Genomic DNA, 24,430 nt, shown 5'->3' on the forward strand with positions numbered 1-24,430 from the left:
AACTAAAGCGCTTGCTTAACAGGGCTACTAATCGCGCCATAATCATTAATAAAACGCCAGACTAAAGAGTGACCCGCAACACCAGCAGGTAAATCCAGCGTTAATTTTTCAAAAGGCTTTATCATATTCAATGGAATATCTTTACCATCTACAGAGACATCCATGATATTCATATGAATAGGACTATTATTTTCTACAACCAGTTTACTTCCCTGCCGATACCATTTGACTTTAGCTACCGCTTTTTCAGGGATAAGCGTAATAGAGGCCGGGCGCCAGAATAACTTGATACGCGTTTTAATTGCGATCTCAAGCGTACTGCTATCTTTATTTTTACTGGATGGCGGAATGTTTTTCACGTTAAACCAAAAAACAGATTCACGATCCTTTGGCAACTCACCTGCTGTTTTAATAATGCGCAGCACTTTTTCCTGACTCGGCTCAAGACGAGAAACAGGAGGAATTACGGTAAAAGGTGGTTTGCTCTTATCATCCTTACTGAAAGGATCAACCCATACTTGTATTAGATAAGGCAAATCAACTTCTTTATTGTAAATAGAAATAGTAGAGTCAGGCTCGCTGCCATGAAAGATGACGCGAGTTCCACCGACAACAATACCTGCCAAAGCAGAGGGAAGATTAAGGCACAGGAGTGCCAGAATAAATATTTTTATTCCACGAGCAAACATAAACATACTCATCCCTGGATAAAAAAGACGCCAGACATTTATACAACCACAGTTGTTCATAATGACAGGCGTCAATAAATTAATAAAAGACGATTAAAAAGAACGAATCTTATTTTTGATATTCAACCGTAAACTGAGAATCTGCGTTAGCAGTACCCGCTGTGACGGTTGCGTTAGTGGCAATATAACGAGCGATAAACTTCATGGAAGCCGTACCCGCTGTGGTATCAATCGTGCTGTATGCAGAATCGTTGTACAGTTTAACCTGAGAGTTATCCGCGCGGTTGTAAATACGGATCGCTACGCCAGATGCCGCGATGGCTGCGCCAGTACCTGTGTAATCACCAGGGGTAGAGCCATTAGCAGGGTTACCGATAGCCAGGTCGCCATTACCGTCAGAAGCTTCATTACCATCAAAACGAACGGCAGCCTTGGTATACGTGGCCGGGCACCCGGTCAGATCGATATGGAATTCGGTAGGTGCAGCGGTACTTCCCACGCCAGCAAATGCCGTTTTGTTAACTTTGCCTAAATTAACGTTTTGATCAGCGGTTTGTGGCGTGACCTGACAGGTGCTGTCAACTACTTCGCCAAGGAAGTGAACGGTACCGTCAGATGCAAGAACATTACCAGCAAATACTGTGGAAGACAGAACCAGCGCACCTGCAATTAAATTAAGTTTCATTATAACCCCATTAATAATATTATATCCCTGTGCTTTACTTATATTTCAATAATAAAACACACCATCCTTACGGCGGCGAAGATTACACTTAAGAATAAGGATTACAATAAATTTATTATCAATCCGGGCTGTTATAAATCAATAAATAAATATAAACAATACATCATTTATTAAATATTATTTTTCATGATATACAAAAATGGCTATTTTAAATACATCAGTCTATAAAATTAAGAATTCATCAATATCATTATTCTGCAACAACCTAAAAATGATTATTTCTTGCGCACTTTAACAAATAAAATACATTCACCAGATAAACGAAATTAAGTATAAAATTATCTAGGCAAATAAATATAAAAAACAGGATGTTTGTAACAAAAAATGACAGGGGAGACAAAGAAATATGACAGACAGATATAAAAAAAGCTGCTGATTTCTCAGCAGCTTTTGTTGGTGAACAATTACTCTACGGTAACCGACTTCGCCAGGTTACGCGGCTGGTCCACGTCGGTACCTTTAATCAGCGCCACGTGATACGCCAGCAGTTGCAGTGGAACGGTGTAGAAGATCGGCGCTATTACCTCTTCCACATGCGGCATCTCGATGATGTGCATGTTTTCGCTACTGGTAAAGCCAGCATCCTGATCGGCAAAGACGTACAGCTGACCGCCGCGGGCACGAACTTCTTCAATGTTGGATTTCAGTTTTTCCAGCAGTTCGTTGTTCGGTGCGACCACGATAACTGGCATATCCGCATCGATCAGCGCCAGCGGACCATGCTTCAGTTCGCCTGCGGCATAAGCTTCAGCGTGAATATAAGAGATCTCTTTCAGCTTCAGCGCGCCTTCCAGCGCAATCGGGTACTGATCGCCACGGCCCAGGAACAGCGCATGGTGTTTGTCAGAGAAACCTTCCGCCAGAGCGGCAATGCGTTTGTCCTGGGAGAGCATCTGCTCAATACGGCTCGGCAGCGCCTGCAGACCATGAACGATCTCCTGCTCAATAGACGCATCCAGGCCTTTCAGACGAGACAGTTTCGCCACCAGCATCAGCAGAACGGTCAACTGAGTGGTAAAGGCTTTCGTGGAGGCCACACCGATTTCGGTACCGGCATTGGTCATCATCGCCAGGTCGGATTCGCGCACCAGAGAAGATCCCGGTACGTTACAGATTGCCAGCGAGCCCAGATAGCCCAGCTCTTTAGACAAACGCAGACCCGCCAGGGTATCCGCCGTTTCACCAGACTGGGAAAGGGTGATCATCAGGCTGTTACGACGCACGGCAGATTTGCGATAGCGGAATTCAGAGGCGATTTCGACATCACAAGGAATACCCGCCAGCGATTCAAACCAATAGCGGGACACCATACCGGAGTTGTATGACGTACCACAGGCGATAATCTGGATATGTTCAACCTGAGACAGCAGCTCATTAGCACGCGAGCCCAGCTCGCTTAAATCCACTTCACCGTGGCTAATGCGCCCGGTCAACGTATTTTTAATCGCGTTCGGCTGTTCGTAGATCTCTTTCTGCATGTAGTGGCGATAAATACCTTTTTCGCCCGCGTCATATTGCAGGTTCGATTCGATATCCTGACGTTTCACTTCCGCGCCAGACTTGTCGAAAATAGAGACCGAACGACGGGTCACTTCCGCGATGTCACCCTCTTCCAGGAAGATAAAGCGACGGGTTACCGGCAGCAGCGCCAGCTGATCGGAAGCAATAAAGTTTTCCCCCATACCCAGACCAATCACCAGCGGGCTACCAGAACGAGCAGCCAGCAGCGTTTCCGGGTTACGGGTATCCATGATCACCGTGCCGTAGGCACCACGCAGTTGCGGAATAGTACGCAGTACGGCTTCACGCAGCGTACCACCCTGTTCCAGCTCCCAGTGCACCAGGTGAGCAATCACTTCGGTGTCGGTTTCAGAAACAAAGGTGTAACCACGCGTTTTCAGCAGTTCACGCAGCGGTTCATGGTTTTCAATGATGCCGTTATGCACCACGACAATGTGTTCAGAAACATGGGGATGCGCGTTCGCTTCTGAAGGTTCTCCGTGGGTCGCCCAACGGGTATGAGCGATACCGGTACCGCCATGCAGCGGATGTTCTTCCGCCGCTGCAGTCAGCATCTGCACTTTACCCAGACGACGCAGGCGAGTCATATTGCCTTCAGCATCGACAACGGCCAGACCAGCAGAGTCATAACCACGATATTCCAGACGACGTAAACCTTCGAGAAGGATTTCAGCTACATCACGCTGCGCGATAGCGCCAACAATTCCACACATATTTTTTGATTCCGAATTTAGGCATTAGCCTGTCGTTGTCGCTGACCTGTTTCCCCTTCGTCTTTCACTCCGTAGCTACGTTGGCTACGCTTGCTCACTACGGTCACTTACTTTAGTAAGCTCCCGTAGATTCCCAAGCTTGCCGCCTTGCTACAGCGCGAAATACTTTGGGTAATACCCGTATTCCGGGCGCCCCGAGCCTTGTAGAGAGTGGGGTTATTTTTATGGTACTGCTTGTTGAGCGGAGGATTATGTTATCCCCTCGTCTCTTGTCTGCCTGATGGCGCTCACGCTTATCAGGCCTACAGAACGTCACCGCACGCAGGCCACCATCCGGCAAAAACTGAATTACTTTTTCTTCACCGGGCGCTGCCAGCCTTGTTTATGAACCTGAGGCACACGGCTTAATACCAGTTCGTTATCGGCAACATCGCGCGTTACGGTCGTCCCCGCCGCGATGGTGGCGCCTTTACCCACGGTGACAGGTGCCACCAGCTGAGTATCGGAACCGACAAACACATCATCGCCAATAATGGTTTTAAATTTATTCGCGCCATCGTAATTGCAGGTGATCGTACCCGCGCCGATGTTCACGTTATCGCCAATTTCCGCATCGCCCAGATAGGTCAGGTGACCTGCTTTAGAGCCTTTACCCAGACGCGCTTTTTTCATTTCGACGAAGTTACCCACGTGTGCGCCTTCCTGCAGCTCTGCACCAGGGCGCAGACGCGCGAAAGGACCGATGGTGCATGCTGCTTCCAGATGCGCATCTTCCACAACGCTGTACGGACTTAGCTCACAACCATCACCAATCACGCTGTTTTTGATGATGCAGCCAGCGCCAATCTTGACGCGATCCCCAACAGTTACGTTACCTTCAATGATAACGTTAGTATCAATTTCGACATCGCGCCCGTGAATAAGCGTACCGCGAAGATCAAAACGTGCCGGATCGCGCAGCATCACGCCCGCCAGTAGCAGTTTTTCTGCCTGCTCGGACTGATAAACACGCTCCAGACGAGAGAGCTGAAGACGGTTGTTCACCCCTTCCGTTTCACTGATTCGTGCCGGATGTACCGCAGCAATTTCACGCCCTTCCTGATACGCCATCGCAATGATATCGGTGATGTAGTATTCACCCTGCACATTGTTGTTGGTCAGTTTGGACAGCCAGCGCTTCAGGTCTGCGCCGTTGGCAATCAGGATGCCGGTGTTGATTTCCTGGATTTGACGCTGCTCGTCAGTGGCATCCTTATGTTCAACAATGCCTGTGACTTTACCGTTATCACGGGTAATACGCCCATAACCGGATGGGTCGTCCAGGTTTACCGTTAACAAGCCGATTCCACCCTGCGGTTTAGCATCACGCAGGCGACGTAGTGTTTCGGTGGAGATCAGCGGCACATCGCCATAGAGCATTAAAATGTCTTCGTCATCACTAAAGAATGGTGCCGCCTGTTGCATAGCATGACCGGTACCCAACTGCTCGGCCTGCAGGACCCAGTTCAGGTTGCCATCTTTCAGCGTCTGCTTAAGCAAATCACCACCGTGTCCGTAGACCAGATGTACGTGAGTCGCGCCTAATTCATTAGCGGCATCAATGACATGCTGCACCATCGGTTTTCCTGCGAGGGTATGCAGCACTTTAGGGAGATCGGAATACATACGCGTGCCTTTGCCTGCGGCAAGGATCACGACGCTCATAGCATTATTCAACATACACGTCCTGACTGTAATTTGAGAACGAATTTATACCGTTTCACATTGAAAATACTACATTTTTTTCATCGTGAAATGGACCGAAGATAAAACGTTCAATCGGGGAAATTCCCCATCTGATAACTGTCTATTTTCGTCTATATCTACGTCTTTTGTCTCCCCAAAACCAGCAGTCTGCTCTTATTAAAGCCTTAGGTAGATGTTTTTGCTATTTTTTTGCCGCATAAATAAAGAATGACATTAGCGAAGGTATGATTTTAGGCATGCGATTCAGTGGGAAGCACAAAAGGCAAACACTACAATAACGATGTGAGAGAAAAGAGCAGGGGGGGAATTTAACAAATGGCGCTAGCTGATAAACCGCATTACGCATCGCGCCACAGAGCAGGCAGGGAAAGACTAAAAACTCATATTGCTGAACAGGGCGATGATTTTGTTGATCAATTTCATATTGGTATCTCTTTTTTATCTGATTTCATTATGTGATACACATCACAAAAAAAAGAGTCTACGCCTCATTTTTTAACCAATCAATATTTTTTTGATCTAAATCACGAAATAATAAAACTGCTTTTTATTTTCATTTTTCCTGAAATAAAGCCATAAAAAAAGCCAGCCTGGAAACCAGACTGGCCTTGTGTTTTTCAAGCCGGTGTTACATCGCTTTTTTGGTCAACTCGATAACGCGTAGTTTCGCGATCGCTTTGGCCAGTTCCGCAGATGCCTGAGCGTAATCCACGTCACCATGAGAGCTCTTGATATGCTCTTCAGCCTTACGCTTCGCTTCCAGGGCTCTCGCTTCATCGAGATCCTGTCCGCGAATCGCGGTATCAGCCAGTACGGTCACGCTGCCAGGCTGCACTTCGAGAATGCCGCCGGACAGATAGATAAACTCTTCATGACCGAACTGTTTAACGATGCGGATCATACCAGGCTTAATGGCGGTGAGCAGCGGAGCGTGACCCGGGAAAATACCCAGTTCACCTTCACTACCCGTTACCTGGATTTTTTCGACCAGACCAGAGAACATTTGTTGCTCTGCGCTGACGACGTCCAGGTGGTAAGTCATTGCCATATCACCCTCCGATTAAGGCGTTAAAGTTTTTTGGCTTTTTCCACAGCTTCTTCGATGGAACCAACCATGTAGAACGCCTGCTCTGGCAGGTGGTCGTATTCGCCTTCCATGATGCCTTTAAAGCCACGGATGGTGTCTTTCAGGGAAACGTATTTACCTGGAGAACCGGTGAATACTTCCGCAACGAAGAACGGCTGGGACAGGAAGCGCTGGATCTTACGCGCACGTGCTACCACCAGTTTATCTTCTTCAGACAGTTCATCCATACCCAGGATGGCGATGATGTCTTTCAGTTCCTGATAACGCTGCAGCAGGGACTGTACGCCACGCGCGGTGTCGTAGTGTTCCTGACCAACAACCAGCGGATCCAGCTGACGGCTGGTGGAATCCAGCGGGTCAACGGCCGGGTAGATACCCAGGGATGCGATCTGACGGCTCAGTACCACGGTTGCATCTAAGTGCGCAAAGGTGGTTGCTGGCGATGGGTCAGTCAAGTCATCCGCAGGTACGTATACCGCCTGAACGGAAGTGATAGAACCGGTTTTGGTAGAGGTGATACGTTCCTGCAGAACACCCATCTCTTCCGCCAGGGTTGGCTGGTAGCCTACCGCTGATGGCATACGACCCAGCAGTGCAGATACTTCAGTACCGGCCAGGGTGTAACGGTAGATGTTATCAACGAACAGCAGAACGTCACGACCTTCGTCACGGAACTTCTCAGCCATGGTCAGACCGGTCAGCGCAACGCGCAGACGGTTTCCCGGCGGCTCGTTCATCTGGCCATATACCAGGGATACTTTGTCCAGAACGTTGGAGTCGGTCATTTCGTGGTAGAAGTCGTTACCCTCACGAGTACGTTCACCAACGCCCGCAAACACGGAGTAACCGGAGTGTTCGATCGCGATGTTACGGATCAGCTCCATCATGTTTACGGTTTTACCTACACCCGCACCACCGAACAGACCAACTTTACCGCCCTTCGCGAACGGACACATCAGGTCGATAACTTTGATGCCGGTTTCCAGCAGTTCCTGAGAACTGGACAGTTCTTCATAGGTAGGTGCTGCGCGGTGGATAGCCCAACGCTCTTCTTCACCGATATCGCCTTTCATGTCGATCGGGTGACCCAGGACGTTCATGATACGACCCAGGGTTGCTTTACCTACCGGGACTTCGATTGGGTGCTCAAGGTCTTTAACTTCCAGACCACGACGCAGACCGTCGGAAGAACCCATGGCGATGGTACGTACGATACCGCCGCCGAGCTGCTGCTGAACTTCCAGCACCAGGCTCTCTTTACCATTCATAACCTCAAGAGCATCGTACACGCGCGGTACGGCATCCTGAGGGAATTCGACGTCAACCACGGCGCCGATTACCTGGACAATTTTTCCAGTAGCCATCTTGAATCCTCTACGAATTAACCTGGTTATACCGCGGATGCACCACCGACGATCTCGGTGAGTTCCTGAGTAATGCTGGCCTGACGAGCTTTGTTGTATACCAACTGCAGCTCTTTAATCAGGCTGCCGCCATTGTCGGTCGCGGCTTTCATCGCCACCATACGTGCGGCCTGCTCGCTGGCCAGGTTTTCTACCACGCCCTGATAAACCTGAGACTCGACATAACGACGCAGCAAGGTATCCAGCAGCGCTTTCGGGTCTGGCTCATACAGGTAATCCCAGGATTTACGCTTCAATTCATCATCATCTGATGCCGGCAGAGGCAGCAGTTGAGTGATTGTTGGCGTCTGAGACATGGTGTTAATAAATTTGTTGCTGACAACGTACAGTTTGTCCAGACGACCTTCGTCGTAGGCCTGCAGCATCACTTTAACCGGACCGATCAGTTCGGACAGGGAAGGGTTATCCCCCATACCGGTTACCTGAGCAATCACGTTACCACCAACGGAATTAAAGAAAGACACGCCCTTAGAGCCGATCATTGCGATATCGCACTGAACGCCTTTATCGGACCATGTTTTCATATCCGCCAGCAGCTTTTTGAACAGGTTAATGTTCAAGCCGCCGCACAGACCACGGTCGGTCGACACCACCAGGTAGCCCACGCGCTTAACGTCGCGTTCTTCCAGGTAAGGGTGCTTATATTCCAGATTACCGTTCGCAAGGTGACCAATCACTTTGCGCATGGTCTCTGCATAAGGACGGCTGGCCGCCATGCGATCCTGCGATTTACGCATTTTGGAAGCGGCGACCATCTCCATCGCTTTAGTGATCTTCTGCGTGTTCTGGACGCTTGCGATCTTACTACGTATCTCTTTTGCGCCGGCCATGAGCTTCTCCTCAATGCCTTGCGGTCCGCCCTAGGACAGACCGCCAGACGTTACCAGGACTGGGTTGCCTTGAAGGAATCGAGGATAGCTTTCAGCTTGCCTTCGATTTCATCGTTATAGCCACCGGACTGGTTGATCTCTTGCATCAGCGGAGCGTGGTCACGGTCGACGTAAGCCAGCAGAGCGGCTTCGAAGCTACCGATTTTCGCCAGTTCCACATCTTCGAGGTAACCGCGTTCAGCTGCAAACAGCACCACACCCTGCTGTGCAACAGACATTGGCGCATACTGTTTCTGCTTCAGCAGTTCAGTTACTTTCTGACCGTGGCTCAGCTGCTTACGCGTAGCTTCATCCAGGTCGGAAGCGAACTGAGAAAACGCTGCCAGTTCACGATACTGCGCCAGCGCGGTACGAATACCACCGGACAGTTTCTTGATGATCTTGGTCTGCGCTGCGCCACCTACACGAGATACGGAGATACCCGGGTTAACTGCCGGACGAATACCGGAGTTGAACAGGTTGGTTTCCAGGAAGATCTGACCATCGGTAATAGAAATTACGTTGGTCGGAACGAACGCAGAAACGTCACCCGCCTGGGTTTCGATAATCGGCAGAGCGGTCAGGGAGCCGGTTTTACCTTTAACTTCACCGTTGGTGAACTTCTCAACGTATTCCGCGTTTACGCGGGATGCGCGTTCCAGCAGACGGGAGTGGAGGTAAAATACGTCGCCCGGGAATGCTTCACGTCCTGGCGGACGACGGAGCAGCAGGGAAACCTGACGATAAGCAACAGCCTGTTTAGACAGGTCATCGTAAACGATCAGTGCATCTTCACCGCGGTCACGGAAGTATTCGCCCATTGCGCAACCAGCATATGGCGCCAGGTATTGCAGTGCAGCAGATTCAGACGCGGTCGCCACAACAACGATGGTGTTGGACAGTGCGCCGTGTTCTTCCAGTTTACGAACCACGTTAGAAATGGTGGACGCTTTCTGGCCGATAGCCACGTACACACATTTGATGCCGGAATCACGCTGGTTGATGATGGCATCGATTGCCATCGCGGTTTTACCTGTCTGACGGTCACCGATGATCAGCTCACGCTGGCCACGACCGATTGGGATCATGGCATCAACAGATTTATAACCGGTCTGCACTGGCTGGTCGACGGACTGACGTTCGATTACGCCCGGTGCGATAACTTCGATTGGCGAGAAGCCATCGTTATCAACCGGACCTTTACCGTCGATCGGGGAACCCAGAGTGTTCACCACACGACCCAGCAGGCCACGGCCAACCGGAACTTCCAGAATACGACCCGTACACTTAACCTTCATGCCTTCGGCGAGGTCAGCGTATGGACCCATCACAACAGCACCTACAGAGTCGCGCTCCAGGTTCAGTGCGATAGCGTAACGGTTACCCGGCAGGGAAATCATCTCACCCTGCATACAATCGGCCAGGCCGTGAATGCGGATAACACCGTCACTTACAGAAACAATAGTACCTTCGTTGTGAGCTTCGCTCACAACATTGAACTGAGCAATGCGCTGCTTGATCAGTTCGCTGATTTCGGTGGAATTCAGTTGCATGCTCCAGTCCCCTTAAGACTGCAAGACGTCTGCAAGGCGCTCAAGACGGCCGCGTACGCTGCCATCAATGACCATATCACCCGCTCGGATGATTACGCCTGCCATTACAGACTTATCGATTTTGCAATTCAGCTTAACTTTGCGTGACAGACGTTTTTCCATCGCTGCACTAATCTTCGTAAGCTGTTCATCACTCAGTGCATTGGCAGAAGTGACTTCTACCTCAGAGATAGCCTCACTGGCTGCACGCAGATGAATAAACTGCTCAAGAACATCCGGGAGCGCATTCAGACGGTTATTTTCAGCCATTACCCTAATCAGGTTTTGGCCGCTTTCGTCCAGCTGCTCGCCGCACACGGCGATAAACGACTCAGCGAGCGTTTCTGGCGCCAACGCGCCAGAGAGAAGCTCTGCCATTTGTTCGTTTTTCGTCACCTCAGCGGCGAAAGTCAGCATATCCTGCCAACGGTCAACGCTTTGGTGCTCAACGGCAAAGTCAAAAGCTGCTTTGGCGTAGGGGCGAGCTACCGTAATAAATTCAGACATCAGCCCCTCCCTCCTTACAGTTCAGCGACAAGTTTGTCCACGATGTCGCTATTAGCAGCTTCATCCACGGAACGTTCGATGATCTTCTCGGCGCCAGCAACAGCCAGGATAGCAACTTGCTTACGCAGCTCTTCGCGAGCACGTTTACGCTCGGCTTCAATTTCCGCCTGCGCCTGTGCCACGATTTTAGTACGTTCCTGCTCTGCTTCAGTTTTAGCTTCGTCCAGGATCTGAGCACGGCGTTTGTTCGCCTGCTCGATGATTACCTGAGCTTCCGCCTTCGCTTTTTTCAGCTGGTCGGTCGCGCTGGCCTTTGCAAGGTCAAGATCCTTATGTGCTCGTTCTGCAGAAGCAAGGCCGTCAGCAATTTCTTTTTGACGTTTTTCGATGGCAGCCATTAACGGCGGCCATACATACTTCATGCAGAACAGAACGAACAGGACAAACGCGATGGCCTGGCCGAGGATTGTTGCGTTAAGATTCACAGCACAATGCCTCTATCTAGTTAACGTTCTGATATTGCTCTTAATTCAAGCAACGCTTACTACGCGACAGCAAACATCACGTACAGACCCAGACCTACAGCGATCATTGGGATTGCATCCACCAGACCCATAACGATAAAGAACTGAGTACGCAGCAGAGGAATCAGATCCGGTTGACGCGCTGCGCCTTCCAGGAATTTACCCCCGAGGATGCCGATACCGATCGCAGCACCGATTGCCGCCAGACCCATCATCACAGCGGCAGCAATGTACAGCAGATCCATATTCAGGTTTTCCATGACAGTCTCCAGTTTGTTTCAGTTAAAACGTAGTAGTGTTGGTAAATTAATGCTCTTCAGATGCCATCGACAGATAGACAATCGTCAGAACCATAAATATGAAGGCTTGCAGCGTGATAATCAGTATGTGGAAAATGGCCCACGGCACATTCAGAATCCACTGTGACCACCACGGCAACAGACCAGCAATCAGAATGAAAATCAGCTCACCAGCGTACATGTTACCGAACAGTCGCAGACCAAGAGAGATTGGTTTGGACAGCAGGCTTACCCCTTCAAGGATTAAGTTGATAGGGATGAACGCCCAGTGATTGAACGGCTGCAGCGTCAACTCTTTCGCGAAGCCACCGATGCCTTTCATTTTGATGCTGTAGAACAGAATAAGGATAAATACGCCCAGCGCCATCGACAGGGTGATGTTCACGTCAGCGGACGGAACCACACGCAGAGCCGGCAGGCCAAAGATATGCTCACCGATGTACGGCAGCAGGTCGATAGGCAGCAAATCCATAAAGTTCATCAGGAATACCCAGACGAAAATCGTCAGGGCCAGCGGAGCAATCAGCTTGCTTTTGCCATGGTACATGTCTTTCACGCTACCATGCACAAAGCCGATTATCAGCTCAATCGCAGTCTGAAATTTACCTGGTACGCCACTGGTCGCCTTTTTGGCAACACTACGGAACATTAACAGGAACAACAGACCCAGAACCACCGAGAAGAAAATGGAGTCAATATTGAGCGTCCAGAAGGTGGCTGGGGGGTTGTGCGGATCCACCAGCGAGAATGTACGTAGGTCCAACTGAAGGTTATTCAGATGGTGTCCTATGTAATCCTGCGGCGTCATATTTTCTGAAGCCATGATGCCTTTACCCTTTGTTGTTAATTACAGCCGGCGCCAGTATCTGAACCACCAGCACCAAAACCCACGTAACGATCAGCGGCACGAATACCGCTTTCAAAACAGCCAACGCCACCACCAGCAACACCAGCATCGCTAACACCTTGAAGGCTTCGCCGAAAGCGAACGTCCAGGCTACCCGACCTTTCGCTGGTGTATGCACCTGGTGACGCCAGGCGAATATCATAAACAACACGTTGGGCAGTAACACTGCCAATCCCCCGCACAGTGCGGAGATGCCCCAGAAGGGGTCTTTGAGGCTAAACAGCAATCCACTTGCTATTACCGCCAGAAACTGTGTGAGCAAAAGCTTACGAGCAACGTTTCGACTCAAGAGCGACATAGACATCACGTGTTTACTCCTGCTCCCTTCGAGGTATGCCGCGTGTCGTATAAAACGTTCTTTATGGCTTAGAGTCAAGCATCAAAAAGCGGTCAAATTATACGGTGCGCCTTCGTGATTTCAAACAATAAGTAGCTAAAAAGTGAATAAATGTTTAAATATTTTTCGCTGCGCCACATTTATTACTTTTTGGCAAACTGTGAACGATCATGCAAAACTGCAAATGCCGCGAAAACACTGGCGTTAAAGCGTGCACCAGATCACATATTGAACATATTCCCCTTCGCATAATTTATTTACGTGGCAAATGGTGCCATTTCATCTTTTTGATATTTAAGCGTAAAAAGCGACACTATTTCAAAAACAACGCCTAACAACAAAAGAACCACTGATTGACATTTATAATAAAAAATTAACACAAACGGTGGTTCTTAGGTTCTATTTTTAGCAGACTGATATTTTCACAGTTGACTTGTTTCGCTTTTAACAAAAAACGGTACGTTATAGTTATGATGCAAAACCGTAAGGTAGAGGTGAAATGTGACAGCATTTCGCCACACTACCCTCTATAACTTTTAACACCTGAATAGACGTTTTTTCTCTATTTTTTTTGATAAAAATTAAATTTTGTTTGGCTTAATAACCACCAAATGACGTTCGCCATCCAGTTGCGGAACGCGCAATTTTTCAACTGACTCGACGCAAAATTCTACAGGCAACGAGGCTATTTCATCTTCAGGCAACTGCCCTTTGAGTGCATAAAAGCGTCCGTTCTGGCCAGGCAAGTGATGACACCAGCTCACCATATCATTGAGGGACGCGAAAGCACGGCTAATCACCCCATCAAATGGCGGCTCTGAAGGAAATTCTTCAACCCGACTTTGCACAGGCGTGATGTTAGTAAGGCCAAGCTCATGCTGCACCTGACGTAAGAAACGGACCCGTTTTCCCAGGCTATCCAACAGTGTGAAATGCGCTTCAGGCCGCACGATAGAGAGTGGAATTCCCGGCAGACCCGGTCCCGTGCCAACATCAATAAAGCGCTCGCCCTTCAGATAAGGCGCAACAACAATGCTGTCCAGAATATGGCGCACCAACATTTCGTTGGGATCCCGCACCGACGTCAGGTTGTATGCTTTATTCCATTTATGCAGCATATCGACATACGCAATCAGCTGATTTTTCTGGTGATCGGTAAGAGAAATACCGGCATCAGCCAGAAGACGAGAGAGTTTGTTGAGCACGGTCATTACCTGTTAATAATCAAATGCCCGATGCGCTTTCGCTTATCGGGCCTACAAATTTGTAGGGCGGGTAAGCGAAGCGCCCCCGCCAAATTAGTGTTATCAAGCGCTGCGACGCAGCATGCCTTGTTTTTTCAGCCATACCAGCAGAATGGAAATGGCGGCAGGCGTTACGCCAGAAATGCGCGATGCCTGGCCGATCGATACCGGTTTGTGATCGTTCAGTTTGGCGATGACTTCATTCGACAAGCCCGAGACCTGGCGATAATCCAGCGTTGCAGGCAACAGGGTATTCTCATTACGCTGTTGTCTTTCGATTTCTTCCTGCTGACGAGCGATATACCCTTCGTATTTCACCTGAATCTCAACCTGTTCTGCGGCCTGAGCATCGTCAAGCGCCGGTGCGAATGCAGATAAAGAGGTCAACTGAGCATAGGTCATATCCGGGCGACGCAACAGATCCTCACCGCTGGCCTCACGAGATAAAGGTGTTGCCAGGTGAGCGTTCACTTCTGCTGCAGATTCCGCTAATGGGTTTACCCAGGTTGATTTGAGACGCTGGCGTTCCTGTTCGATGCGCTCCAGCTTCTCGTTGAAGCGAGCCCAACGCTCATCGTCCACCAGACCGAGTTCACGGCCAATTTCGGTCAGACGCAGGTCGGCGTTATCTTCACGCAGCATCAAGCGATATTCAGCGCGTGAGGTAAACATGCGGTACGGTTCTTTGGTTCCCAGCGTGCAGAGATCGTCAACCAGCACGCCAAGGTAAGCCTGATCGCGACGCGGCGCCCAGCCGTCTTTCTCAGCAGACAAGCGTGCGGCATTGAGACCTGCCAGCATGCCTTGCGCGGCGGCTTCTTCGTAACCGGTTGTACCGTTGATCTGGCCTGCAAAGAACAGACCGTGGATGAATTTGCTTTCCAGCGTCGGTTTCAGGTCGCGCGGATCGAAGAAATCGTACTCAATCGCATAGCCAGGACGGACGATTTTCGCGTTTTCCATCCCCTCCATTGAACGAACAATTTGCATCTGCACATCGAACGGCAGGCTGGTGGATATACCGTTCGGGTAAATTTCGTTAGAAGTTAGCCCTTCCGGTTCGAGGAAGATCTGATGCTGGTTGCGATCGGCAAAGCGCATTACTTTGTCTTCGATCGACGGACAGTAGCGCGGGCCGATGCCTTCGATCACACCAGCGTACATTGGGCTACGATCGAGGTTATTGCGGATCACGTCGTGGGTTTTCTCATTGGTATGCGTGATGTAACACGGCATCTGGCGCGGATGCTGAGAAGCGTCGCCCAGGAATGAGAAGACCGGCATCGGGTTATCGCTGTTTTGCTGACCCAGAACGCTGAAATCAATCGTGCGTGCATCAATACGCGGCGGCGTACCGGTTTTCAGGCGGCTGACGCGCAGCGGCAGTTCACGCAGACGGCGTGACAGCGGAATAGACGGCGGATCGCCAGCACGGCCGCCGCTGTAGTTGTCCAGACCAATATGAATTTTGCCGTCGAGGAAAGTCCCCACGGTTAATACGACCGCTTTAGCACGGAACTTCAGTCCCATTTGGGTTACGACACCCACAACACGATCGTTTTCAACAATCAGATCTTCAACCGCCTGCTGGAAGATCATCAGGTTGGGTTGATTCTCCAGCGCGGTGCGTACCGCCTGACGATAGAGCACACGATCGGCCTGAGCTCGGGTAGCGCGAACGGCTGGCCCTTTGCTTGCGTTTAGTATCCTAAACTGAATGCCGGCATGATCGATCGCTTTTGCCATCAATCCACCAAGCGCATCCACTTCTTTTACCAGGTGTCCCTTCCCAATACCGCCAATCGCCGGGTTGCAGCTCATCTGCCCCAGAGTATCGATATTGTGTGTCAAAAGCAGGGTTTGTTGTCCCATTCGCGCCGCGGCCATTGCGGCCTCGGTGCCTGCATGACCCCCGCCAATGATGATGACGTCAAAAGGATCCTGATAAAACATGGTAATTGCCTCGCATAACGCGGTGTGAAAATGGATTGAAGCCCGGGCCGTGGATTCTACTCAACTTTAGTCGATCGAGAAAGACCTGGGATCCTGGGTATTAAAAAGAAGATCTTTTTATTTAGAGATCTGTTTTATTGTGATCTCTTATTAGGATCGCCACTCTCTGTGGATAAGAGCGATCCTTTGAATAAGATCAACAGGTTGCTGAGGATCATTAGCTGTGAATGATCGGTGATCCTGGTCCGTATAAGCTGGGATCAGAATGAAGGGTTATACACAACTCAAAAACTGAACAGCCGTTATTCTTTGGATAACTACCGGTTGATCCAAGCTTTTAACCAGAGTTATCCACATAAAAAAGTGCGATCTTTACAAATCTCTGAGCAATGGATACCAAGATCCCAACCAAATTTCAGCCGGATCTTCCGGAATTTCATGTTCCAGCACGTTGATCTTCAGCGTTTCGCCGATCTGTTTTGCCCCACAGGCTTTCAGTTCTGCTTCCAGCTTGTCGATTGCGCCGCAAAAGGTGTCATATTCACGACTGCCGATGCCGATTGCGCCAAAGTGTACTTGTGACAGGTCCGGTTTTTGCTCGCGTAATGCTTCATATAAAGGTTGCAGGTTGTCAGGAATGTCTCCGGCACCGTGTGTGGAGCTGATCACCAGCCAGATCCCTTCAGCCGGAACCTCATCCAGCATTGGGCCGTGCAGTATTTCGCTGGAAAAACCGGCGTCGTCCAGCTTTTCTGCCAGATGTTCTGCTACATATTCCGCACTGCCAAGCGTGCTGCCGCTGATAAGAGTGATGTCTGCCATGCTCGCCCACCTTTATAAAGAAGGCGCATTGTACGCTGTGAGCGAGCTGGGATCTACCTGTGGAAAAATGTGGGATTAAAAAAAACGATCACGGCTTGATGGTACGCATGATCGGGTTCTGCAGGACGATCAGGGTTTCAGTGGACTGAATTTCATCAATTGTTTGGATCTTGTTGATAAGTACCTGTTGCAGCGCGTCGATCGACTTGCACATCACCTTAATAAAGATGCTGTAGTGTCCGGTGGTGTAATACGCTTCGGTCACTTCATCAAGACTTTCCAGCCTGGCCAGCGCTGACGGATAGTCCTTCGCGCTTTTCAGGATGATGCCGATAAAGCAGCCGACGTCATAACCCAACTGTTTGGGACTGACATCAATACGCGCACCGGTGATGATCCCGGCCTGCTTCATCTTCTCTACGCGAACGTGAATTGTCCCCGGACTAACGCCAAACTGTTTGGCCAATTCGGCGTAGGCGGTGCGGGCATTTTCCATCAGGGCATCAAGAATGCCGCGGTCCAGATTGTCGATCTGATAATTTTCCATAGGTTTTTCTTATGTAGATTAATGATTCCTTCTATTTTAGACGCTAATTTTAACGAATCAAAATCGAAGTTGGCTTTTTGTTTGTTGATTATTGAATATTACCTCCATTCTGTTGCTTAATCATAGGCAACAGGACACAGGAGTACACATAATGAAAACCGCTTACATTGCCAAACAACGTCAAATTAGCTTCGTAAAATCTCATTTTTCTCGCCAGCTGGAAGAGCGTTTAGGTCTGATCGAAGTTCAGGCTCCGATCCTCAGCCGCGTAGGAGATGGCACGCAGGATAACTTGTCTGGCTGTGAAAAAGCGGTGCAGGTGAAGGTTAAAGCATTGCCAGACGCTCAATTCGAAGTGGTTCATTCACTGGCGAAGTGGAAGCGTCAAACGTTAGGACAACACGACTTTAGCGCAGGCGAAGGGCTGTACACGCATATGAAGGCCCTGCGTCCCGATGAAGATCGCCTCTCCCCACTGCACTCAGTGTATGTTGACCAGTGGGACTGGGAGCGCGTGATGGGCGACGGCGAGCGTCAATTCTCCACTCTGAAAAGCACGGTAGAGGCTATCTGGGCGGGAATTAAGGCCACCGAGGCTGCGGTTAGCAAAGAGTTTGGTCTGGCACCGTTCCTGCCAGAGCAGATCCACTTTGTTCATAGCCAGGAGCTGTTATCTCGTTATCCGGATCTTGACGCGAAAGGTCGTGAACGTGCGATCGCAAAAGAACTGGGCGCAGTATTCCTGGTAGGGATCGGCGGCAAGCTCAGTGACGGTCACCGTCATGATGTACGCGCACCGGATTATGACGACTGGAGTTCGTCCTCCGAGCTGGGTCATGCCGGGCTGAACGGTGATGTTCTGGTGTGGAACCCGGTTCTGGAAGATGCGTTTGAACTGTCTTCTATGGGGATCCGTGTAGATGCCGACACCCTGAAACACCAGCTTTCTTTGACCGGTGATGAAGATCGCCTGAGTCTGGAATGGCACCAGGCGCTGCTGCGCGGTGAAATGCCACAGACAATTGGCGGCGGGATTGGGCAGTCGCGTCTGACCATGCTGTTGCTGCAATTACCACATATCGGTCAGGTTCAGTGTGGTGTATGGCCGGCACAGGTACGTGAAAGCGTTTCTTCCCTGTTGTAAGAATTAACGCCGCCAGCGTCTGAGCAGGCGGCTTCGCATCCCGGTATCAAAGCGCCAGATATGATCGAAAATGCGCATGATGCCGGGTTTGCCGTGTGCTGACATCGCCACCGCATGAAAACGATGCTGGTGCAATCGCTGTAATTCCCCCACTTTATTGACGACCTCATCGGGCAATCGCTGAGCGATAAAATCAGAGATCACCACCGCATCGGCATCAAACCATTCCCGGCCCTGCATGCGCTCAATAATGGCGCGAAAGCAGCTGGCAATATCGGTACCGCCGCGAAAACGCTGGCTTAAAAAACGGATCGCTTGTTCAATACCTTCCGGGCCAGACAGCTCATAGCGGACCACTTCTGTTGAAAACAGCATAATGAAACAGCGCCGGTTATCGGCCAGGGCGACGCGCATTAGCGCCAGGCAAAAGGCTTTCGCACACTGCTCATTAAACCCGCCCATTGATCCAGACGTATCTACGCAAACAATAAAAGGTCCGCGCGGCTGCTCATCAAAATCCTGATGCACCACCGGACGTTCCGTTACTTTCTCGCGCCATGCCTCGCCGTGCAGACGATAGGTCAACAGCTGCTTTTCCACCAGCCGTCGGTAGAATTCGTATTCCAGTTCAGTAATACCCAGTGTGGCCAGTTCCGGCGGCAACAGGCGCAGGATGTCATCGCTTTGCTGGATGCCATCCACCTGTTCCGGGACGGTGGCGGGTTCCCGCACAAGGGTACGGAAGGTCTCCATGGGCGCATCTTTACGCGGCACTGATTTCGCTTCTCTGGAACGGCCTAACTGTTCAGCCAGACGCTGGAGTTCGGGTTGTTGCGTCAGGAATTCGCCATATTTCACCATCAGTTGATAATCGCCGCGCTTGATTTGACCTGCGCTCATATCCCATAACCGGCCTGCGGCGTTGTCGTTTTCTGCCAGAACGGGTTCCAGTTGCCCGCTGAGAGTCATCCGCTCCTGGACTTCACTAAGTAAATGTTCACGCTCATCTTCCAGCAGTTGCTGATTCAGCGTTGTGGTTTGCACTACCAGACTCAGGCGCCAGCGCTGGAGAAAAAGCGTATGCAGGGCGGGCGTAAAGGTACTGTTGTCATCAACCAGTTGCTGAGCTTGCCCGGCCCACGGCGAATGGAGGCGGTGTAATAGCGCCAATATTTGCGGGAGCTGGACTATAAACTGCGCATGTGAGAGGAGCTGGCTTTGTTGGTAACAAATGACCTCTTCCGTCAACTCCGGCGGTACATGGGTATCTTTGAGGCGACTGCGCAGTGACTCGCGCCAACGGGGGATATCGTCAGTAATCGCTTTTTTAAGGCGAGGAAACTTTTTAAAAAACACCACCATCTTTGGAGAAGCCAGCAGGGCGACGATCATCTCTTCGATCATCGCCTCTTCGCTGACTGCCAGCATGATATTAAGCGTATCAAGGGTTAGCATTGTTGCGCCTGGCGGATTTGTGCCCCGACATCCTGCAGGCTGGCCTCAATGCGGGCTAACCAGTCGCTATGAATAAACAGACATTTTTGCTGGTCGCTGAATGTGCTGTGCTGCTGGTGCCACTCGTTATCAAGTGCTTCAAGCTGCTGTTTTATCTCATCAGGCATACTCTCTTGCGATGCGCCGGGCAGCGCCAGACGAGAGCCTTGCAAACTGACGTCGCGCACAACCAGATGCTGTGCGCTATCGACTTCCATGTTCAGCGTTTGGGCGAAGCCGATCCCGTTTAATTTTCCGCGGATCTCACCGCCTTTGGTCAGCCACATTTCCAGCGCACTACGTTCAAAAGCAATATGGATAACTTCCATATCATGCAGCTTTAAAGGCTTTTGCAGCAGTAATGTTACGACTGAAGATGTGGCTTCCGGGGGTAAATCATAATGAGGACGACGGCTGAACATGCCACCCTGACGGATCACCGTGAATGCCGTTTTGTCGCTTTGCTGCTGCTGGAGCTGGATGCGGCGCTGCACAATGCTGGCCAGACGCGTCAGCATGGCTTGCTGCTGCCAGGCGTGTCCGGTCATCAAAATATCGAGCTGCTGTTGCATCAGATTCAGGCTTTGCGCGTCGTACCATAGGCAATCTTTCAACAGGATCAGGTCGATAGGCACGACCGCATCACGTCCGCTGAAGAAGGCGCTGGCCTGGAGTAAGCGGATAGCTTTTTTCCAGCGGCGATCGGAGACATAAGGGGCATTCGGTAACGCGTCTAACTGCTGGCGCAGCGTGAAAATAAGCTCAAAGACGCGATCGGGCAGTTTGATGGCGCCAATGTCCTTTTGCCACTGGTAATACTCTTCATCCGTCACCTGTAACGACGCCGGGACCGGGTTGTCACTTTCATCCTGCTGGCTTAACAACATGGAGCGGAAGTTGGCCTTGTCCTGAACTTTATCCAGCCACAGGCGGATGAGCATACGGTCGTACAGGGCTTCCAGACTGCTGTCTGCTTCAGGCAGTTCGTTGGAGGCGGCCACCAGCAGACGCATCGGGATTTTCTCTTCGTGCGCGCCGTTACGAAAATGCCGTTCGTTAATGGCGGTCAGCAGAGTGTTGAGAATGGCCGGGCCTGCTTTCCAGATTTCATCGAGAAAGACAATTTCAGCTTCGGGTAAGTAGCCCGCCGTTAAGCGTTCATAGCGACCTTCGTCTTTCAGCGCCTGGATAGACAGTGGGCCAAACACCTCTTCCGGCGTAGAGAAGCGCGTCATCAGATATTCGAAAGCGCGGGCGTTTTGAAAGGCGAACTTCAGTCGACGGGCGATTAAGCTTTTTGCGATCCCTGGAGGACCTAATAAGAATACGCTCTCGCCGCTTAGAGCAGCCAGCAGGCAAAGGCGAATGGCGTGGCTACGTTCATAAAGTCCCTTTTCCAGCGCATTGCTCAGACGGGAAATTCTTTCCGCTAATAAATGTGGGTGAGCCATAATGAAGTGGCGTCCTTTCGCCAAATGTACTGCGTAAACTGCGAGTATAGATGCTTCGCACCAGTGCAGTAATAGACTGAAGGTGCGCTTATTTTTCTTTGAGCCAGATTAATCTGGTCTCATTTAGGGGTACGATTTTATGATTAATCGTGCATACTGTGCGCCTTTTTGTGGGCCAAGGGACGACGCACACATTTCTTATATATACACCATATCAATCATACTGCACCAAGGCGGCAATGGAGTTTTCTTCTGGGATGGGGGGAATAACGAATGCAGCCCACACGGAGTGGCTTGAGTGATGATGTGTATAAACGAAAGACGAGTCTATGAGCACTGATAATAAACAATCATTGTCTGCGATTACCCTTGCGGCCATTGGGGTTGTCTACGGTGATATTGGTACCAGCCCACTTTATACGCTTCGTGAATGTTTGTCTGGCCAGTTTGGTTTTGGCGTTGAACGTGATGCTGTGTTTGGTTTTCTCTCGCTGATTTTCTGGCTGCTTATCTTTGTTGTCTCCATTAAATATCTGACGTTTGTCATGCGTGCGGATAACGCCGGGGAAGGTGGGATCCTGACGTTGATGTCATTGGCCGGGCGCAATACCTCGGCACGAACAACCTCGATGCTGGTTATCATGGGGTTGATTGGCGGCAGCTTCTTCTATGGTGAAGTGGTGATTACGCCAGCCATTTCAGTGATGTCGGCGATTGAAGGTCTGGAGATCGTTGCTCCGCAACTGGATACCTGGATTGTTCCGCTCTCGATTATCGTACTGACCCTGCTGTTTATGATTCAAAAACACGGTACCGGCATGGTTGGTAAACTGTTTGCGCCGATTATGCTGCTGTGGTTCCTGACGCTCGCGGTATTAGGCGTACGCAGTATTATTGGTAATCCGGAGGTACTGCAGGCGCTAAATCCGTACTGGGCGGTGCATTTTTTCCTGGAATTCAAAACGTTGTCCTTTATTGCGCTGGGCGCGGTGGTGCTGTCGATTACCGGTGTTGAAGCGCTGTATGCGGATATGGGCCACTTCGGTAAGTTGCCGATTCGCCTGGCATGGTTCTCCGTGGTATTGCCTTCGCTGGTGCTGAACTATTTTGGTCAAGGGGCGCTGCTGTTAAAGCATCCTGAAGCGATCAAAAACCCGTTCTTCCTGCTGGCGCCGGACTGGGCATTGATACCGCTCCTGATCCTTGCCGCACTGGCAACGGTTATCGCTTCGCAGGCGGTTATTTCCGGTGTCTTCTCGCTGACGCGCCAGGCCGTGCGTCTGGGGTATTTGTCGCCGATGCGGATCATTCATACTTCGGAAATGGAGTCGGGTCAGATTTACATTCCTTTCGTTAACTGGATGCTCTATTTTGCGGTGGTTATCGTGATTGTGAGTTTTGAACACTCCAGTAATCTGGCTGCGGCGTACGGGATTGCGGTTACGGGGACGATGGTACTGACGTCTATTCTGTCTACCACCGTGGCGCGCAAAAACTGGCACTGGAATAAATACTTCGTTTTCCTGATCCTGGTGGCGTTCTTATGCGTCGATGTTCCGCTGTTCTCCGCGAACCTCGATAAACTGATTTCCGGCGGTTGGCTGCCGCTGACGCTGGGTCTGGTGATGTTCACCATCATGACCACGTGGAAAAGCGAACGTTTCCGTCTGCTGCGTCGCATGCATGAGCACGGCAACTCTCTGGAGGCGATGATTGCCTCTCTGGAGAAATCCCCACCGGTACGCGTGCCGGGAACGGCGGTATATATGTCGCGTGCGCTGAACGTCATTCCGTTTGCGCTTCTGCATAACCTCAAGCATAACAAGGTGCTGCATGAACGCGTAATTCTGCTGACGCTGCGTACGGAAGATGCGCCATACGTGCACAACGTGCGTAGGGTGCAGATTGAGCAGTTATCGCCCACCTTCTGGCGCGTGGTGGCCAGCTACGGCTGGCGTGAAACGCCGAACGTTGAGGAAGTGTTCCATCGCTGCGGTCTGGAAGGCTTAAGCTGTCGAATGATGGAAACCTCTTTCTTTATGTCGCACGAGTCGCTGATTGTCGGCAAACGACCATGGTATCTGCGTCTGCGCGGCAAGCTATATCTGCTGCTCCAGCGCAATGCGCTACGTGCGCCAGACCAATTTGAAATCCCACCGAACCGGGTTATTGAGCTTGGTACTCAGGTAGAGATTTAAGGTAATCGACGCCCTCTTTCATCACGAAAGGGGCGTTTTGTTTTGTCCCTCCCAGTTTTCATTTCATCGAATGATAATCCTTGCGAAACGTTTCGATGGCGATCACATTTTCGTAACGTCGCGGTGGTTTTCTGTCCACTCTTCGCACTACACTTATCGTCAGCGAAACGTTTCGCTAGTGGGGAAAGAAAATGAAGAAAGGCACGGTACTCAACTCTGAAATTTCAACGGTGATCTCCCGTCTGGGGCATACCGATACGCTGGTGGTGTGTGATGCAGGTTTACCCATCCCGAACAGCACAACGCGTATTGATATGGCATTAACCCAGGGCGTACCTTCTTTTATGCAGGTACTGGATGTGGTTACACGTGAAATGCAGGTCGAGGCGGCCATTCTCGCGACGGAAATTAAACAACATAATCCGCAACTCCACGAAACGTTGCTCAGCCACATTGAGCAACTGCAACAACACCAGGGAAATACCATAGAAATTCGTTACACCACGCATGAACAATTCAAAAAACAAACCGCAGACAGTCAGGCGGTAATTCGCAGCGGAGAGTGTTCTCCGTATGCGAATATTATTCTCTGTGCTGGCGTCACGTTCTGAGGCCAT

General features: G+C 50.4%; 23 protein-coding genes. 4 read left to right on the forward strand and 19 right to left on the reverse strand.

The window, feature by feature from the left end:
- Nucleotides 1-2 precede the first annotated feature (2 nt).
- From FDW96_RS14905 to glmU, 4 genes are all read right to left on the reverse strand, one after another.
- On the reverse strand, nt 3-689 hold the full coding sequence (locus FDW96_RS14905; RefSeq protein ID WP_077949306.1) for a fimbrial chaperone: 687 nt from the start codon (nt 687-689) through the stop codon (nt 3-5).
- Nucleotides 690-798: 109 nt separating this feature from the next.
- Nucleotides 799-1,374, reverse strand: coding sequence for a chaperone-usher fimbrial major subunit (locus tag FDW96_RS14910; RefSeq protein WP_042311410.1), 576 nt, complete (start codon nt 1,372-1,374; stop codon nt 799-801).
- Nucleotides 1,375-1,838: 464 nt separating this feature from the next.
- Nucleotides 1,839-3,668 (reverse strand): glutamine--fructose-6-phosphate transaminase (isomerizing), encoded by a 1,830-nt coding sequence (gene glmS, locus FDW96_RS14915; protein ID WP_003023813.1) that lies wholly within the window; start codon nt 3,666-3,668, stop codon nt 1,839-1,841.
- 348 nt (nt 3,669-4,016) lie between these two features.
- A complete protein-coding gene (glmU, locus tag FDW96_RS14920) occupies nt 4,017-5,387 on the reverse strand; it encodes a bifunctional UDP-N-acetylglucosamine diphosphorylase/glucosamine-1-phosphate N-acetyltransferase GlmU (RefSeq protein WP_038635769.1) in 1,371 nt (456 codons plus the stop codon).
- A 342-nt stretch (nt 5,388-5,729) separates the two neighbouring features.
- Here glmU and FDW96_RS25085 point away from each other — a divergent pair, with 342 nt between their 5' ends.
- Nucleotides 5,730-5,873, forward strand: a complete 144-nt coding sequence (locus FDW96_RS25085; RefSeq protein ID WP_170972948.1) for a hypothetical protein — start codon at nt 5,730-5,732, stop codon at nt 5,871-5,873.
- Between the two features lie 169 nt (nt 5,874-6,042).
- Here the strand turns inward: FDW96_RS25085 and FDW96_RS14925 are convergent, their stop codons facing one another.
- From FDW96_RS14925 to asnC, 13 genes are all read right to left on the reverse strand, one after another.
- A complete protein-coding gene (locus FDW96_RS14925) occupies nt 6,043-6,462 on the reverse strand; it encodes a F0F1 ATP synthase subunit epsilon (RefSeq protein WP_003023809.1) in 420 nt (139 codons plus the stop codon).
- 20 nt (nt 6,463-6,482) lie between these two features.
- On the reverse strand, nt 6,483-7,865 hold the full coding sequence (atpD, locus tag FDW96_RS14930; RefSeq protein ID WP_006687764.1) for a F0F1 ATP synthase subunit beta: 1,383 nt from the start codon (nt 7,863-7,865) through the stop codon (nt 6,483-6,485).
- Nucleotides 7,866-7,891: 26 nt separating this feature from the next.
- Nucleotides 7,892-8,755 carry a F0F1 ATP synthase subunit gamma gene (atpG, locus tag FDW96_RS14935; protein WP_006687765.1) on the reverse strand — a complete coding sequence of 288 codons (864 nt, stop codon included), beginning with the start codon at nt 8,753-8,755 and terminating at the stop codon, nt 7,892-7,894.
- Between the two features lie 50 nt (nt 8,756-8,805).
- Complete coding sequence (gene atpA, locus FDW96_RS14940; protein WP_003023802.1) at nt 8,806-10,347, reverse strand: F0F1 ATP synthase subunit alpha; 1,542 nt, start codon at nt 10,345-10,347, stop codon at nt 8,806-8,808.
- Between the two features lie 12 nt (nt 10,348-10,359).
- Nucleotides 10,360-10,893 carry a F0F1 ATP synthase subunit delta gene (atpH, locus tag FDW96_RS14945; RefSeq protein WP_006687767.1) on the reverse strand — a complete coding sequence of 178 codons (534 nt, stop codon included), beginning with the start codon at nt 10,891-10,893 and terminating at the stop codon, nt 10,360-10,362.
- Between the two features lie 14 nt (nt 10,894-10,907).
- Complete coding sequence (atpF, locus tag FDW96_RS14950) at nt 10,908-11,378, reverse strand: F0F1 ATP synthase subunit B (protein WP_003023796.1); 471 nt, start codon at nt 11,376-11,378, stop codon at nt 10,908-10,910.
- 59 nt (nt 11,379-11,437) lie between these two features.
- Entirely contained in the window at nt 11,438-11,677 is a 240-nt protein-coding gene (atpE, locus tag FDW96_RS14955) for a F0F1 ATP synthase subunit C (protein ID WP_003023794.1), read from the reverse strand.
- A gap of 46 nt (nt 11,678-11,723) precedes the next feature.
- Complete coding sequence (gene atpB / locus FDW96_RS14960; RefSeq protein WP_042311404.1) at nt 11,724-12,539, reverse strand: F0F1 ATP synthase subunit A; 816 nt, start codon at nt 12,537-12,539, stop codon at nt 11,724-11,726.
- Between the two features lie 7 nt (nt 12,540-12,546).
- The gene (gene atpI, locus FDW96_RS14965; protein WP_137365894.1) at nt 12,547-12,927 is read right to left on the reverse strand and encodes a F0F1 ATP synthase subunit I; all 381 of its coding nucleotides are present in this window, start codon (nt 12,925-12,927) and stop codon (nt 12,547-12,549) included.
- 614 nt (nt 12,928-13,541) lie between these two features.
- Nucleotides 13,542-14,165 carry a 16S rRNA (guanine(527)-N(7))-methyltransferase RsmG gene (rsmG, locus tag FDW96_RS14970; RefSeq protein WP_137361475.1) on the reverse strand — a complete coding sequence of 208 codons (624 nt, stop codon included), beginning with the start codon at nt 14,163-14,165 and terminating at the stop codon, nt 13,542-13,544.
- Between the two features lie 102 nt (nt 14,166-14,267).
- Complete coding sequence (mnmG, locus tag FDW96_RS14975; protein WP_137365895.1) at nt 14,268-16,157, reverse strand: tRNA uridine-5-carboxymethylaminomethyl(34) synthesis enzyme MnmG; 1,890 nt, start codon at nt 16,155-16,157, stop codon at nt 14,268-14,270.
- A 372-nt stretch (nt 16,158-16,529) separates the two neighbouring features.
- Nucleotides 16,530-16,979: an FMN-binding protein MioC gene (mioC, locus tag FDW96_RS14980; RefSeq protein WP_042311398.1), complete on the reverse strand. Its 450-nt coding sequence runs from the start codon at nt 16,977-16,979 to the stop codon at nt 16,530-16,532.
- 88 nt (nt 16,980-17,067) lie between these two features.
- The gene (gene asnC / locus FDW96_RS14985; protein ID WP_003023780.1) at nt 17,068-17,526 is read right to left on the reverse strand and encodes a transcriptional regulator AsnC; all 459 of its coding nucleotides are present in this window, start codon (nt 17,524-17,526) and stop codon (nt 17,068-17,070) included.
- Nucleotides 17,527-17,677: 151 nt separating this feature from the next.
- Between asnC and asnA the strand changes: the two genes are divergently transcribed.
- Nucleotides 17,678-18,670: an aspartate--ammonia ligase gene (gene asnA, locus FDW96_RS14990; protein WP_137365896.1), complete on the forward strand. Its 993-nt coding sequence runs from the start codon at nt 17,678-17,680 to the stop codon at nt 18,668-18,670.
- 3 nt (nt 18,671-18,673) lie between these two features.
- On the opposite strand, the gene viaA is transcribed toward asnA, so the two are convergent.
- Together viaA and ravA are read right to left on the reverse strand one after the other, a co-directional pair.
- Nucleotides 18,674-20,125, reverse strand: coding sequence for an ATPase RavA stimulator ViaA (gene viaA, locus FDW96_RS14995; protein WP_061380854.1), 1,452 nt, complete (start codon nt 20,123-20,125; stop codon nt 18,674-18,676).
- A complete protein-coding gene (gene ravA, locus FDW96_RS15000; RefSeq protein ID WP_137365897.1) occupies nt 20,119-21,615 on the reverse strand; it encodes an ATPase RavA in 1,497 nt (498 codons plus the stop codon). Before ravA ends, viaA begins: the two co-directional genes overlap by 7 nt.
- 329 nt (nt 21,616-21,944) lie before the next feature.
- Between ravA and kup the strand changes: the two genes are divergently transcribed.
- Nucleotides 21,945-23,813 (forward strand): low affinity potassium transporter Kup, encoded by a 1,869-nt coding sequence (gene kup / locus FDW96_RS15005; RefSeq protein ID WP_042311390.1) that lies wholly within the window; start codon nt 21,945-21,947, stop codon nt 23,811-23,813.
- 191 nt (nt 23,814-24,004) lie between these two features.
- Nucleotides 24,005-24,424 (forward strand): D-ribose pyranase, encoded by a 420-nt coding sequence (gene rbsD, locus FDW96_RS15010; protein WP_038635798.1) that lies wholly within the window; start codon nt 24,005-24,007, stop codon nt 24,422-24,424.
- The last annotated feature ends 6 nt before the right edge of the window (nt 24,425-24,430 follow it).

Origin of the sequence: Citrobacter sp. TBCS-15, from assembly GCF_005280815.1 — a bacterium.
Taxonomy (GTDB): domain Bacteria; phylum Pseudomonadota; class Gammaproteobacteria; order Enterobacterales; family Enterobacteriaceae; genus Citrobacter; species Citrobacter werkmanii.

Excerpts from the sequence above, each read along its gene's own strand:
- viaA (WP_061380854.1), bottom strand. The coding sequence starts at position 20,125 with ATGCTAACCCTTGATACGCTTAATATCATGCTGGCAGTCAGCGAAGAG.
- mioC (WP_042311398.1), bottom strand. The coding sequence starts at position 16,979 with ATGGCAGACATCACTCTTATCAGCGGCAGCACGCTTGGCAGTGCGGAA.
- asnC (WP_003023780.1), bottom strand. The coding sequence starts at position 17,526 with ATGGAAAATTATCAGATCGACAATCTGGACCGCGGCATTCTTGATGCC.
- atpA (WP_003023802.1), bottom strand. The coding sequence starts at position 10,347 with ATGCAACTGAATTCCACCGAAATCAGCGAACTGATCAAGCAGCGCATT.
- atpB (WP_042311404.1), bottom strand. The coding sequence starts at position 12,539 with ATGGCTTCAGAAAATATGACGCCGCAGGATTACATAGGACACCATCTG.
- atpH (WP_006687767.1), bottom strand. The coding sequence starts at position 10,893 with ATGTCTGAATTTATTACGGTAGCTCGCCCCTACGCCAAAGCAGCTTTT.
- mnmG (WP_137365895.1), bottom strand. The coding sequence starts at position 16,157 with ATGTTTTATCAGGATCCTTTTGACGTCATCATCATTGGCGGGGGTCAT.
- FDW96_RS25085 (WP_170972948.1), top strand. The coding sequence starts at position 5,730 with ATGGCGCTAGCTGATAAACCGCATTACGCATCGCGCCACAGAGCAGGC.
- FDW96_RS14910 (WP_042311410.1), bottom strand. The coding sequence starts at position 1,374 with ATGAAACTTAATTTAATTGCAGGTGCGCTGGTTCTGTCTTCCACAGTA.
- FDW96_RS14925 (WP_003023809.1), bottom strand. The coding sequence starts at position 6,462 with ATGGCAATGACTTACCACCTGGACGTCGTCAGCGCAGAGCAACAAATG.
- rbsD (WP_038635798.1), top strand. The coding sequence starts at position 24,005 with ATGAAGAAAGGCACGGTACTCAACTCTGAAATTTCAACGGTGATCTCC.
- glmU (WP_038635769.1), bottom strand. The coding sequence starts at position 5,387 with ATGTTGAATAATGCTATGAGCGTCGTGATCCTTGCCGCAGGCAAAGGC.
- ravA (WP_137365897.1), bottom strand. The coding sequence starts at position 21,615 with ATGGCTCACCCACATTTATTAGCGGAAAGAATTTCCCGTCTGAGCAAT.
- atpD (WP_006687764.1), bottom strand. The coding sequence starts at position 7,865 with ATGGCTACTGGAAAAATTGTCCAGGTAATCGGCGCCGTGGTTGACGTC.
- asnA (WP_137365896.1), top strand. The coding sequence starts at position 17,678 with ATGAAAACCGCTTACATTGCCAAACAACGTCAAATTAGCTTCGTAAAA.
- kup (WP_042311390.1), top strand. The coding sequence starts at position 21,945 with ATGAGCACTGATAATAAACAATCATTGTCTGCGATTACCCTTGCGGCC.
- glmS (WP_003023813.1), bottom strand. The coding sequence starts at position 3,668 with ATGTGTGGAATTGTTGGCGCTATCGCGCAGCGTGATGTAGCTGAAATC.
- atpE (WP_003023794.1), bottom strand. The coding sequence starts at position 11,677 with ATGGAAAACCTGAATATGGATCTGCTGTACATTGCTGCCGCTGTGATG.
- FDW96_RS14905 (WP_077949306.1), bottom strand. The coding sequence starts at position 689 with ATGTTTGCTCGTGGAATAAAAATATTTATTCTGGCACTCCTGTGCCTT.
- atpI (WP_137365894.1), bottom strand. The coding sequence starts at position 12,927 with ATGTCTATGTCGCTCTTGAGTCGAAACGTTGCTCGTAAGCTTTTGCTC.
- atpG (WP_006687765.1), bottom strand. The coding sequence starts at position 8,755 with ATGGCCGGCGCAAAAGAGATACGTAGTAAGATCGCAAGCGTCCAGAAC.